Here is a 12400-nt window from a genome sequence, read left to right on the forward strand (position 1 = left end):
GGTGACCATCATCAACCTTAGTTTCCTTGACATAGCGCCGGGCCGCAAAGCACACTGCCGAAACACAATGTATCGTCTGCAATGGGACAGCGGGGCAGGCAGATACCGCACGAGGAGCGAGAGTGACCGGATCCCAGGCGACGCGTATCAGCTACACACTCGACTCTTCCCTTGACAGCGTGAACCGGGTCGAGCACACGGCAACCGAGATGGCGCAGAAGGCCGGCTTCGATGAAGACGAAATCTTCCGCATCTCCATGGCAGCCCGGGAGGCAGCCGTGAACGCCGTACTGCACGGCAACAACTACAGCCCGGACAAGCGCATCACCGCCTCGTTTGAGACCACGCCCAAGTCGCTGGTGATCAAGGTCGCAGACCAGGGAGCCGGACTCGATCCCGCCACCCTGCCCGACCCGCTTGCCCCCGACAACCTGCTGCGCGGCTCCGGTCGCGGCATCTTCCTGATCCGCTCCTTCATGGACGAGGTGGAGTTTCGCCAACTCAACCCTGGCCTGGAGCTGGTCCTTATCAAGCACCTCGCAAGTGCCTGACCCGCGTGGTCAGGCAAGCGCAACAGCGCAGTCATTTTCAGGAGGAACACTGTGAGCATGAAAATCTCGACTCGTCAGGTCGACGGAGTCACCGTATTGGACACGAGCGGACGCATCACGCTCGGCGAAGGCAGCGTACAGGTCCGTGATGCCGTGCGCGATCTCCTCGCCAAGGGACAGAAGCACATCCTCGTGAACCTCGGCGATGTGAACTACATCGACAGCTCCGGCATCGGCGAGCTGGTCAGCGCCTTCACCACGGTCAAGAACCAGGGCGGCGAGCTCAAGCTTCTCAACCTGACCCGCAAGGTGCACGATCTGCTCCAGATCACGAAGCTCTACACCGTCTTCGACGTCAAGGACGACGAAGCCAGCGCTATCGCCTCCTTCAAGAAGTAGCTGCTCAGGCAGTCGCTCCACGAACGAGTGTCTTCGCAGAAAGGCTGCCCCACGGGCAGCCTTTCTGCGTTTCTGCGCCACCGCGCCGTCACACAGCGTTGATGCCGCCGTCCACAAACAGCTCCACGCCAGCTACGTAGCTCGAGTCGTCCGACGCGAGAAACACCGCTGCCTTCGCGATGTCGCTGCCCTCGCCGATCCGTCCTCTGGGCACCATGCTCGTGACGTACGCCAAGACCTGCGGATCGCCCGCCAGGGTCGCTGCATTGCCGGGAGTGTGGATCGGGCCCGGGCTGATGACGTTCACTCGCGGTCCCGTGCCGCGGAGCTCGGCGGTGAAGCCCCGGGCAAAGCTGCGTACGGCTGCCTTGGTCGCGCCATAAATCGACATCCCCGGAAAGCCGGAGCTGCCGATAAACGAGCCGTTCAGAATGATGGACCCACTCTGGTCCATCAGCGGCAAGGCCTTCTGCATGGTGAAGTACACGCCCTTCACATTGATATCCACGCAGTGGTCGTAGAACTCTTCGGTGACCTGCTCCTGCGGCTTCTGCTCATACACGCCCGCGTTCGCAAACACCACATCGAGGCGGCCCTTCTTCGCCTTGATCTCCGCATAGAGCCGGTCCAGATCCGCCAGCTTGCCGGAATCGGCCTGAATGCCGGCCGACTGCGCCCCCAGCTCCTTCACTGCCCGATCCAACGGCGCATCCCGGCGTCCGGTGATGAACACAAACGCACCTTCCCGGATGAACTCCCTCGCCGTGTCCAGCCCCATCCCCTCACTGCCGCCCGTCACGAGCGCGATCTTCCCGTCCAACTTTCCCATGTCACTCTCCTGTGTCGACCTGCCAATTAGAGCGCAGCGGGCTCACGCAGGAATTGCACAATCCGCCATGACGTTTGCCGGATCCTCCAGTTTCTCGCATCCTCGGCGTGCGTGCTGAGTCCAACCAGAACAGTGATCCCGAACCAGGAGCCTCGCTCGCCCCATCGTCTGGCGCACACCATCAGCCGCCTCTGCGCGGCGGACGGCTATCACGCAACCGCGATCCCGGGCTACTACCTCGCGCGGTTTACGACGACGGACCTGCCCCGGACAACGCTCGATCAGGCTGTGTTCTGCATCGTGGCCCAGGGAGCGAAGTCCATACTGCTAAACCAGCAGCGCCTGATGTACGACCCATTTCAATACCTGCTGGTCTCGCTCGACCTGCCGCTGGTCGGGCAGATCGAAGAGGCGAGCCGCGCCAAACCCTTTCTCGGCGCAAGCCTGGTGCTGAATTTCGAAGAGATTCGTGAGCTGATCGAGAGCTGCCCTCTGCCCCGGCAAACCGCGCCGCCACTCCGCCCTGGCCTGATGGTCGGCTCCATGGATGAGGAGCTGCTCGACGCGGTGACCCGGCTCACAGTGCTGCTCGGGCAGCCAGCGCAGATCGCGGTGCTCGCGCCCCTGATCCGCCGCGAGATCTACTACCGCCTGTTGGTCGGAGAACAAGGTGGACTGCTACGCAGCATGGCCGTCGATCACGGCAAGGTGCAGCGCGTGGCCGCCGGCCTCGGCTGGCTCAGACGCAATGCCGCGCGACGCATCCGCATGGAAGAGCTCGCGCGCGAAATGCACATGAGCGCCTCCGCCATGCATAGCTGGTTCCGTGCCGTGACAGGCATGAGCCCGCTGCAATTCCAAAAACAACTACGGCTGCAGGAGGCGCGCCGTCTGCTGCTCGCAGAATCGCTCGACGCAGGAAATGCCGGTCGGCGCGTCGGCTACGAGAGCGCCTCGCAGTTCAGTCGCGAGTATCACCGGTTCTTCGGCGCTCCGCCATTGCGGGATGTGGAGCGCCTGCGTGCTGCTCTCACCGGCACGCTGGCCGCCGACAATGGCCACGCCAATCTGGAGCGAGTGGCTGCTCCCGTCGCGGCCGATCGCACAGCAAGCGCCTAGAACTTCACCTGCGGCGCGTTGCGGGCTCCCTCGCTCGCCTGGAAGTACGCGTTATTCACGTGGTAGCCAGCCATGCCCGCCCAGATGCTGTTGGGAAACTGCTGGATGAACGTGTTGTAGTCGCGCAGCGTCTGGTTATAGCGGCGGCGCGCTACCTGGATGCGGTTCTCCGTCCCTTCCAACTGATCCTGCAGCGAGAGGAAGTTCTGGTTCGCCTTCAAGTCGGGGTACGCCTCGGAGATGGCCAGCAGCCGTCCCAGCGCCGAATCGAGCCGCCCGTTCGCCTGGATCTTCTCCTCGGGCGAGTGCGCATTCAGCAGGCCGGCGCGCGCGTTCGCAATGTCCGCAAACACGGTCTCCTCGTGCTTCGCGTAGCCCTTCACGGTCTCGACCAGGTTCGGGATCAGGTCAGCGCGGCGCTGCAGGGTCGTATCGATGTTCGACCATGCCTCCTTCACATCGCTGTCCTTCGCCACCATCTGGTTCTTCGCGCTCACATAGCTGCCGCCCACCAGCAGCAGCACAACCACGACCACTGCCAATCCGACCAGCCACCCCATGCCACGTTTCATCGTGTGTCTCGCTCCTTACGCTGTGTGCAGCTTACCGTGTCACTAAAACGACGCTCCGCCACCACCCGAATCGCCACCACCGCCGCCACTAAATCCGCCACCGTCGCCACCACCGCCGCCCCATCCACCGCCGCCACCGAAGCCCCCGCCCCAACCACCCCAGCCGCCGCCACCACGGTAGTAGCCGCCTCTGCGGCGAAAAAATCGCCCAAAGAAGAAAAGCAGCAGGATGCCGAAGAAGATGAGCTGGATGATCCCCGGGCTGGAGGATTGCGGTGCCTGCTCGGCCGGCAGCTCCCGCGTGCCTGCCAACGTGACGTTCGCGTTCTTCGCGATCACGCCAGCCAACTCCTGGCTGCCCTCGCTGACCGCGCTGTTGAAGTCATTGTTCTGAATCGCAGGGCGAATGCCGCGGCCGATGCGGCCGGCGAGGCTGTCCGGGACTACGCCCTCGAGACCGAGACCGACCTCGATGCGACCACGGTGAACGTCCGAGACCAGCAGCAGCAGAATGCCGCGATTCGTCTTCTTCTCACCGATGCCCCACTTATGGAAGAGGTCATTCGAGAACTGCTCGATCGGCTCATCTTCGAGCGAACGGATGGTCACTACGAAGAGTTGCGCGTGCGCTTGCTGTTCCAGTTGCAGGCAGAGCGCGTCCGTCGACGACTCAACATTCGGCGACAGCACGTGTGCGAAGTCACTGACATAGTTGGTCGGGGCGGGGAGCTGGTCCACGCGCTCCGCATGAACGACCGGCAGCAGGAGCCAGCCGGCGAACAGGAGGAACAAGATGACCCGCACACAAGAGGAGAAAGCGCGCACACTCACATTCTATTCGGTGGCTTGCACTGAGTTGTCAGCGACTCCGGGCGCACAAAAAACGGGCGCCCCTGTACGAGGGCGCCCGCTGTGAGGAGCAAGTGGCTACTTCGAGCTCTTGCCGCCGCCGCCATTTACCTGCTGATTCAACTGCTGCGCGAGCTGCAGATGCTGCTGGATCACCTGGCTGCCCTGGGTGACCACTTGCTTCAACTGCGGGTCCTGCGTCGTGCTCTGTTCCCGCTGGAACTCCATGTTGTCCTTCTTGTGATCGGCCAGCATGTCCTTGGCGTAAGCCTTATCGAAGGCGTCCCCATTCAGGGACTTCATCTTGTCCATCTTCTTCATATCGCCGCTCGGGGGACTGTCGGGCACCGTCACGCCCATCTGTTCGGCCACCGGCTTCATCTGGTCGATCAGCTTCGTGTGGTCGTCGACCATCTTCTGCGCAAACTGCTTGACCTGATCATTGCTACTCTTCTCAAGCGCCAGCTTGCCCATTTGAACTTCGCTCATGCTGCCGCCGAGCGCTTTCTTGACGAAGGCCTTATCCATTCCCTTGCTGCCGGTGTTCTGGGTCACGCCTTGACCCATCCCGGGCTGATCCTGCCCTGCGGCCATGCTGCCCGGGCCGCCGGTCGACTGCGACGCCGAGCCCTGCTGTCCGCTGCCTCCTGCGCTTCCCGTCGCGCCCGTGCTGCCGGTCTGCGCCCACATGGGGCTGGTACAAAGTGCCGCGGCCATGGCCAGAGTCCACATTCGATTGCTTCTCATGATTCCTCCGTGTTGCTGTTTGAGTCGTGTTGCTGTGAGTCTTTCGACGCGGGCTCCGCACCTGCTCTCGAATTGTGCAGAGCACATGACGGCGCAGTGCCGTCGCAGACGCCCGTACGCCTGCTAGATAAGTAGCCCACCGTGGCACGATCGTTGCCCGCACTTCAGCGAAACTGCTCCTCGCTGCTCGATACCACGCAGTCACACAAGGCAACCCTTCGCGCTGAGAGCAAGCAGCTATCCTGAAGGCATGCCTGAGTCAGCCAACCCGCCCGTTGCCCGCCGCGAGCCCACCACCACCCGCCTGCACGGACACACGCTCGTCGACGACTACGCCTGGCTGCGCGAGAAACAGTCGCCCGAAGTCACCCGTTATCTTGAGGAGGAAAACGCTTACGCGGAAGCCTGGATGGCTCCCACGCGAGAGCTGCAGGAGACGCTCTACCGCGAGATGCTGAGCCACATCAAGGAGACCGACGAGTCGTACCCCTACCGCTACGGCAACTACTTCTACTACTCCCGCACGATGGAAGGCTCGCAGTACACAATCTACTGTCGCCGCCAGGGCGCGATGGACGCACGGGAAGAGATCATCCTCGATGGCAACGAGTTAGCCAAGGGACACCCGTTCATGTCGCTGGGCGGCTTTGCGCTGTCTGAAGATCAACAGCTGCTCGCCTATTCCGTCGACCACACCGGCTTCCGCCAGTACACGCTGCACGTGCGCGATCTGCGCACCGGCGAGACGCTTCCCGACACTGCTGAGCGCGTTGGCTCGATCGTCTGGGGCAACGATGCCCGCACCCTCTTCTACTCGGTTGAGGATGAAGAGACGAAGCGGCAGCACCGCCTCTATCGCCATCTGCTTGGCGAGCCGCAGTCGAACGATGCGCTCGTCTTTGAAGAGCCGGATGAGCGCTTCAACCTCGGCGCCGGCAAGACGCGTGACCGCCAGTACCTCTTGCTCGAGATCGCGAGCCACACCACCAGCGAGATCCGCTTCCTGCCCACCGCGGAGCCCACCGGCGAGTGGCGCCTGATCGAGCCGCGCCGCGACAACATCGAGTACTACGCCGATCACCGCGATGGGCTCTTCTACATTCGCGCCAACGACGCCGGACGCAACTTCCGCCTGGTCACCGCGCCAGTTACCGATCCCGCGAGCGCGCAGTGGCGCGAGATCATTCCCCATCGCGAGAACGTGATGCTTGAGGATGTCGACCTGTTCGCCGACTTTGCCGCGGTGGGCACGCGCTCGAACGGTCTACCCCACATCGCGATCGCAGGATTCCAGCAGGACGGCGCCATCACCGAGGGTCGCGAGATCGACGTCCCGGAGCCGGTCTACTCGATCCACGGCGGTACCAACCCGGAGTTCTCGACCACAAGTTACCGTTACGGTTACCAGTCTCTCGTGACGCCCGCGTCGGTGTACGAGATCGACATTGCCTCCCACACCTCTATCCTGCGCAAGCAGCAGGAGGTGCCGGGCGGCTTTGACCGCACGCTCTACGCATCGGAGCGCGTCTTTGCCCGCGCTGAGGATGGCACCGCCGTCCCCATGTCGATCGTCTACCGTCGCGACCAGAAGACCACCCATAATCCGCTTCACGTCTATGCCTACGGTTCGTACGGCTACTCGCTCCCGCTGGGCTTCAACAGCAATCGATTGAGCCTGCTCGACCGGGGCGTGGTGCTCGCGTACGCGCACATCCGCGGCGGCGGCGACATGGGCAAGCCGTGGCATGACGCTGGCCGTCTCATGCAGAAGCGCAACACCTTCACCGATTTCGTCGCGGCTGTCGAGCACCTCACTGCGCATGGCTTCGGCGACCCAGCGCGTGTGTCGATCGAAGGCGGCAGCGCCGGCGGGCTGCTGATGGGCGCAGTCACCAATCTCAGACCGGACCTCTTCCGCGCCGTCATCTCGCATGTGCCATTCGTCGACGTGATGAACACCATGCTGGACGCGTCGCTGCCGCTCACCGTGCCCGAGTACGAAGAGTGGGGCAATCCCAACGAGCCGGACGCCTTCAGCTACATGCTCAGCTACTCGCCGTATGACAACCTGAAACCCGGCGCGTACCCGGCCATTCTGGTGAAGACCTCACTCAATGACAGCCAGGTCATGTACTGGGAACCTGCGAAGTACGTCGCACGCCTGCGCACGTTCAAGCAGGACAACACGCCGCTGCTGCTCTACACCAACATGGCTGCCGGCCACGGCGGCGCTTCGGGCCGCTACGACTACCTGCGCGAGATCGCGTTCGACTACGCGTTCCTGCTACGGACGCTGGATATCGTATCAGCGAGTGCTTAAACGAGAAGAGCCGCAGCACCCGCTGCGGCTCTTCACTTGATCGACTCTGGTGAGTTACTGGACCGTTACCGGGCAATAGGGGGAGGGATCGCGCACCGGGTTGCAGGGAATGCCCTGCCCCGCGGCGCGGCTCATCGTGATGCTGTTGAACTCACCGTTGGTCGCCGTCGCAGAATTGCTCGGGCCGCCTGCCGTCTGTGTTGTCGAGCGCAGATCCAATCCGAAGTTCTGCAGGAACACGTTCGCCGTCACGACGTCCGTATCTGTTCGTATCGAAGTGACGAACTGGCTGTCCTTCGCCAGCACGTAGACCTTGCCGGTTCCAGTCAGCGAGACGGAGGCGATCATGTCCGGGTGCCCGCCACCGAACACCGGGATCGTCTTCGTCACGGTGTAGCTGGTCAGGTCGACAACCGAGACTGTCCCATCCAGCTGATTCGCAACATAGGCGCGGCTGCCATCCTGCAGGATGGTGACGGCGACCGGGCCATGACCAACCGGAACGGTGTGCGTCAGCCCGAAGTTTGGTCCGTCATTGCCGTAGATATCGAGCGCCACATTTACAACCGTGATCGTGTTGGAGTCGTAGTTGGCGGTCACCAGCACGCCCGCTGGCTGATACAGCGCCGCATGCACGGGGCCGAGACCAGCCACTGTCCCGGTGCTCAACGAGAGCGTCGGATGCGCGGCATCGATCGCGTTCTGCTGCACGTTGATCACGCTGACGTTGTTGCTGCCACGATTCAGGATGAACGCGCGATTGTTGTCGCCCGACATCAGACCGTACACCGGGCAGACACCCACCGGCAGCCGCGCCGAGATGTTGTTCACGGTGGTCTCGATCGCAGACACCTCGCCGTTGTGCGTGGCTGGCACGCTGGCGGGCGTCTCGCAGTCGTTCATGCCGAGCGGCACGCCACCCGTGGCAGTCTGGCTGATGGCGTAAATGCGGCTGGAGCGCGGGGTGCCGGCGAACTGCACCGGGTTCGGCGCGATCGGAATCTCCTGCTGCAAGGCCGGGGCGGTCGCGACCGTGTTCGACGTGGACGGCGGCACCTGCAGGCTCAACACCGCAAGCGCTGCATTCGCCGAAGCCACAGCAGTGGGCGACAGCGGCGAGAACGGCTCGAGCAGATACAGATCGTTTGTACCCACGAAGATCGCTGTCGGATTCGCGCCCGGGGTCAGCGTGGAGTTGGTCACATTGCGCGTCTGCAGCCCGAAGCTGCTGCTGGCGCTGATCGCCACAGTCGTCGGGTAGGCATCCAGCGTGACGCTGGTGTTGCCGTTGCCGTTCAGGCTGTAGCCCCCGCTGCCGCTGCTGTTCAGCGCAAACGAGAACGGGCCGGTGCCCAGCGTGGCCTGTGCCGTGATCGTGTCACCCGTTCCGCTGGTCAGCGTGGCCAGCCCGGTCACGGAAGGACCACCGCTGGACAGCACCACAAAATTGGCACCGGCAGACTGAGACGCAGGTCCGGTGGGATTGATCGGGGTCACGACAGGACGGTATTGGGCACCACAACCGCTTAGCAGGCCCAACAGGCCCACGGCTGCAAGCCAAGGGGTTTTCACCCCTGCTCGACTCAGCACTCGCTTCAACCTCATGCAGACAGATATTTCGTGATTGTTCTACCGGATTGTAAATCAGCGGTGAGGGCCGGGTGTCGGCGGCGCACTCTCCTCCACGAGCGCCGCGATTCGCTTGCGCAGAAAGACCGTGGCCTGCGGGTTGTCGTTGTAGCGCTCGCACGACACGTAGCCATGCCGCCGATAAAAGCGCAAGGCGGCCACAAGATCGTCCTTCGAATCGAGGTATAGCCAGCAATAGCCTTCCCTGCGGGCATACTGCTCCAGCGCAAGCAACAGCGCGTCCGCCACGCCCTGGCCACGCGCCGCGGGGCGCACGTACAGGCGCTTGATCTCCCCCGCATCGTCGATCGTGCTCAGCCGGCGCAGCGCGATGCACCCTGCCAGCTCCCCGTCTGCGTCGGCCAGCCACAGCCCTGCTCCGGTCGCGAAGTAATCGCCGGCGAAGCTCTCCGGCGAGTCGCGCTTCACCACGCCCACGGCGTCGTTGTACTCCTGCACGATCGCGTATGCAGCCGCGCGGTCATCCTCGCCGGCACGCCACACCCTCAGGCTCACCGCAGTCGCAGCCGCCAGCCGGTGTAGCTTGCAATCTCATGCAGCACGCGGCGCAGGTGCTGCCACCGGCTGATGGGCCGGCCCACGGCGCGCGGCGACGTGTAGACGGTCAGCCCATAGCTTTCGCACAGCTCGTGAATGCGGAACAGGTGCGTGCCGTCCGAGACCGCGATGATGCTGTGCAGTTGGTTCTCTCCGGCGATGGCGGCCAACCGGCGCGCGGATGCGACCGTCGACCGGCTCTGCGTCTCCGCGATAATCTGCGGCTCGGGCACACCCTGCGCCATCAGGTAGCTCTGCCCCACTTCGCCCTCGGAGTGCCGCGGATCGCCGCTACCCCCAAGCGTGATGATCAACGGCGCCATGCCGCGACGGTACAGCAGCAGTGCCTGCTCCAGCCGTGCGCGCAAGACCGGGGACGGGCGCCGTCATATTCGGCCGCGCCGAAGACGGCGATCGCGTCCGCAGGCCGTGCCTGGTCTGTGGTCGCATACTGCTCGATCCGGCTGTACACCCACCCGCACCACACCAGCAAAAACACGCCACACACCGCCGCCACACTGCGCAGCAGCGTGCGCCGTGCCGGCCAGCGCATCAGTCTCGCCGCAACCGGGCCTGCGACATGGGCGTCCGCGTTCATGGTGTGGCGCTCCCGCCGAATCAGCTCTGCAGTGCCAGCGCAATCTCGTGCGTCGGGATCGCTCCCTCGCGCAGGATCGCCCACGCGCCGTCACCGCCGGACAGGTCGACGATGGTGGTGTGCGCACTCCGCGCTGTCGGCCCGCCATCCACGATCAGCGGAATGCGATCGCCAATCTGGTCGCGCACACAGGCCGCGTAGGTGCACTCCGGTGCGCCCTGCAGGTTGGCGCTGGTCGCCGTCACTGGCAGGCCAAACGCCGCCACGACTGCACGCGGAATCACCGCATCCGGCACGCGCAGGGCAACGTTGCCCGTATTCGCAGTCGAGCGCAGCGGCAGCTTCGAACCCGCGCGCACGATCAGCGTCAGCGGCCCTGGCCAGAAGCGTTCCGCGAGTGTGTCAAAGGCATCGCCGAGTTCGCGAGCGATGTCGTACGCCTGCGATACATCGGCAATCAAGAGCGAGAGCGGCTTGTGCTTCAGCCGGCTCTTCAGGTCGTAGATACTCTCGACCGCACGCAGGTTCACCGGATCCACGGCGAGGCCGTAGAAGGTGTCCGTTGGGAGACCGACCACTGCGCCCGAGCGCAGACACTTGACGATATAGGCGACGCGGTCCGTCTCCGGCTCGTCCGGATGGACACGAAGGATCTCTGCTGACAAGGACGCTCCCCGAACACTCCGGCCGCATTCGCCACCACCTGAACAGCAGGCGTGGCCATCCGGCGCGATGGTGCTTGCGATGCACAAGCATAGAGCATTTTGCTTCCAACCGTGCCTGCAACTCTGGCCGCTCCGGCGCACGCGCCCCGCATCTCCACGGGTAAAATCGCCCCCATGGCAGGAGTCCTGCGCTCACCCACGCCGCGACGTATCGAGAGCCGGCAGAATCCGCGGGCGAAAGAGCTGCGCGCGGCACTCGCGCACGGCGGCAGGACTGATGCCGGGCTGATCGCAATTGAAGGCGAGCACCTGCTCGAGGAGGCCGTACGGAGCGGGCTGCACATCGCCACCCTGTTTCTGCGCGATGACCGCACGCGACCCGCGATGATCGAAGCGGATGAGGTGTTTCTCCTGCCCACGGCCGTCTTCGAAGGCCTGTCCGCGACCGAGACGCCGCAGGGCATCGCCGCGCTGGTCGCACCGCCAGCGATGACGCCGGCCGCTGTCTTCGATCACCCCGCACCACTGGTGCTCGTGCTCGTCGCCCTGCAGGACCCCGGCAACGTCGGCACGCTGATCCGCTCAGCCGAGGCCTTCGCGGCAACGGGAGTCCTGCTGCTGCCCGGCACGGCAAGTCCGTGGAACCCCAAGGCGCTGCGCGCGTCTGCCGGCTCAGCCTTCCGCGTGCCCCTGCTCTCTGCTGCCGAGGACGGGGCGCTTGCCCTGCTCCGGAGCCACCGCGTGGCCACCTTCGCCGCCGTGGCCCGCGCCGGTGTCGCGCCCTCAGCCGCGAGACTCGACAGTCCCGCAGCGCTCCTGATTGGCAACGAAGGCGCGGGCCTGCCTGCCTCGCTCATCGCCGCCGCGGACCACCGCATCACGCTGCCCATGCCGGGCCGCGTAGAAAGCCTCAACGCAGCCATCGCCGGCAGCCTGCTGCTCTACGAATGTGCCCGCCAGCGCAGCGCGGCCCAGGCGTCTGTGCTTGCAGGTGTTCCGCGATGAGCCTCTTCGGCGGCACGCCCGAGCTCCCTCCTTCGCGCGAGTCGCGCCACGCTCCGCTGGCCGAGCGTATGCGCCCGCACTCACTCGCCGACTACCTCGGCCAGCAGCACCTGCTCGCGCCCGGCAAGCCGCTGCGCCTGCAGATCGAATCCGGCGACCCGGCCTCCATGATCTTCTGGGGACCGCCGGGTGTCGGCAAAACCACGCTCGCCAAGATCGTCGCCGAGACTACGCAGGCCACCTTCATCGAGTTCTCCGCCGTGCTCTCCGGCATCAAGGAGATCAAGCAGGTAATGATCGATGCGGAGAAGGCTGCTCAGTACGGCTCCCGCACCATCCTGTTCGTCGACGAGATTCATCGCTTCAACAAGGCACAGCAGGATGCCTTCCTGCCTTACGTCGAGCGCGGCACCATTCGTTTGATCGGCGCCACCACGGAGAACCCGTCGTTCGAGATCATCGCTGCCCTGCTCTCCCGCTGTCGCGTCTACACGCTGCAGCCGCTCAGCGAACAGGAGCTGCTGACGCTGCTCGAGCGCGCACTCGCTGACCCGCGCGG

At 64.3% G+C, this 12400-nt stretch carries 15 protein-coding genes; 6 read left to right on the forward strand and 9 right to left on the reverse strand.

The window, feature by feature from the left end; genetic code table 11:
• Nucleotides 1–122 precede the first annotated feature (122 nt).
• A complete protein-coding gene (locus AC5IJH_RS03870) occupies nt 123–551 on the forward strand; it encodes an ATP-binding protein (protein WP_491901479.1) in 429 nt (142 codons plus the stop codon).
• Nucleotides 552–602: 51 nt separating this feature from the next.
• The gene (locus tag AC5IJH_RS03875) at nt 603–950 is read left to right on the forward strand and encodes an STAS domain-containing protein (protein WP_491901480.1); all 348 of its coding nucleotides are present in this window, start codon (nt 603–605) and stop codon (nt 948–950) included.
• A gap of 88 nt (nt 951–1038) precedes the next feature.
• Here the strand turns inward: AC5IJH_RS03875 and AC5IJH_RS03880 are convergent, their stop codons facing one another.
• Nucleotides 1039–1779, reverse strand: coding sequence for an SDR family oxidoreductase (locus AC5IJH_RS03880; protein ID WP_491901481.1), 741 nt, complete (start codon nt 1777–1779; stop codon nt 1039–1041).
• 111 nt (nt 1780–1890) lie between these two features.
• On the opposite strand from AC5IJH_RS03880, the gene AC5IJH_RS03885 reads away from it, so the two are divergent.
• Nucleotides 1891–2898: an AraC family transcriptional regulator gene (locus AC5IJH_RS03885; RefSeq protein ID WP_491901482.1), complete on the forward strand. Its 1008-nt coding sequence runs from the start codon at nt 1891–1893 to the stop codon at nt 2896–2898.
• Here the strand turns inward: AC5IJH_RS03885 and AC5IJH_RS03890 are convergent.
• The 3 genes from AC5IJH_RS03890 to AC5IJH_RS03900 form a co-directional block, all read right to left on the reverse strand.
• Complete coding sequence (locus AC5IJH_RS03890) at nt 2895–3470, reverse strand: LemA family protein (RefSeq protein ID WP_491901483.1); 576 nt, start codon at nt 3468–3470, stop codon at nt 2895–2897. The genes AC5IJH_RS03885 and AC5IJH_RS03890 overlap by 4 nt on opposite strands.
• Nucleotides 3471–3512: 42 nt before the next feature.
• The gene (locus tag AC5IJH_RS03895) at nt 3513–4295 is read right to left on the reverse strand and encodes a TPM domain-containing protein (RefSeq protein WP_491901484.1); all 783 of its coding nucleotides are present in this window, start codon (nt 4293–4295) and stop codon (nt 3513–3515) included.
• A gap of 102 nt (nt 4296–4397) precedes the next feature.
• The gene (locus tag AC5IJH_RS03900; protein ID WP_491901485.1) at nt 4398–5066 is read right to left on the reverse strand and encodes a DUF4142 domain-containing protein; all 669 of its coding nucleotides are present in this window, start codon (nt 5064–5066) and stop codon (nt 4398–4400) included.
• 250 nt (nt 5067–5316) lie between these two features.
• Here AC5IJH_RS03900 and AC5IJH_RS03905 point away from each other — a divergent pair, with 250 nt between their 5' ends.
• Entirely contained in the window at nt 5317–7386 is a 2070-nt protein-coding gene (locus tag AC5IJH_RS03905) for a S9 family peptidase (RefSeq protein ID WP_491901486.1), read from the forward strand.
• Between the two features lie 54 nt (nt 7387–7440).
• Here AC5IJH_RS03905 and AC5IJH_RS03910 read toward each other — a convergent pair whose 3' ends face one another.
• The 5 genes from AC5IJH_RS03910 to AC5IJH_RS03930 all read right to left on the reverse strand — a co-directional run bounded on the left by AC5IJH_RS03910 (nt 7441) and on the right by AC5IJH_RS03930 (nt 10836).
• Nucleotides 7441–8883 carry a YncE family protein gene (locus tag AC5IJH_RS03910; protein WP_491901487.1) on the reverse strand — a complete coding sequence of 481 codons (1443 nt, stop codon included), beginning with the start codon at nt 8881–8883 and terminating at the stop codon, nt 7441–7443.
• Between the two features lie 147 nt (nt 8884–9030).
• Nucleotides 9031–9531: a GNAT family N-acetyltransferase gene (locus AC5IJH_RS03915; RefSeq protein ID WP_491901488.1), complete on the reverse strand. Its 501-nt coding sequence runs from the start codon at nt 9529–9531 to the stop codon at nt 9031–9033.
• Nucleotides 9528–9896: a YdcF family protein gene (locus tag AC5IJH_RS03920; RefSeq protein ID WP_491901489.1), complete on the reverse strand. Its 369-nt coding sequence runs from the start codon at nt 9894–9896 to the stop codon at nt 9528–9530. The genes AC5IJH_RS03915 and AC5IJH_RS03920 overlap by 4 nt, the downstream gene beginning before the upstream one ends.
• Complete coding sequence (locus tag AC5IJH_RS03925) at nt 9884–10171, reverse strand: hypothetical protein (protein WP_491901490.1); 288 nt, start codon at nt 10169–10171, stop codon at nt 9884–9886. The genes AC5IJH_RS03920 and AC5IJH_RS03925 overlap by 13 nt, the downstream gene beginning before the upstream one ends.
• Nucleotides 10172–10191: 20 nt before the next feature.
• On the reverse strand, nt 10192–10836 hold the full coding sequence (locus AC5IJH_RS03930; protein WP_491901491.1) for an L-threonylcarbamoyladenylate synthase: 645 nt from the start codon (nt 10834–10836) through the stop codon (nt 10192–10194).
• Nucleotides 10837–11010: 174 nt separating this feature from the next.
• Here AC5IJH_RS03930 and AC5IJH_RS03935 point away from each other — a divergent pair, with 174 nt between their 5' ends.
• Together AC5IJH_RS03935 and AC5IJH_RS03940 are read left to right on the forward strand one after the other, a co-directional pair.
• Nucleotides 11011–11841, forward strand: coding sequence for a TrmH family RNA methyltransferase (locus AC5IJH_RS03935; RefSeq protein WP_491901492.1), 831 nt, complete (start codon nt 11011–11013; stop codon nt 11839–11841).
• Nucleotides 11838–12400: AAA family ATPase (locus AC5IJH_RS03940; RefSeq protein ID WP_491901493.1), on the forward strand; the 563-nt coding region annotated here is incomplete at its 3' end. The genes AC5IJH_RS03935 and AC5IJH_RS03940, both read left to right, overlap by 4 nt.

The organism is Candidatus Dedyshia acidiphila (assembly GCF_051025295.1).
GTDB lineage: Bacteria > Acidobacteriota > Terriglobia > Terriglobales > Acidobacteriaceae > KBS-83.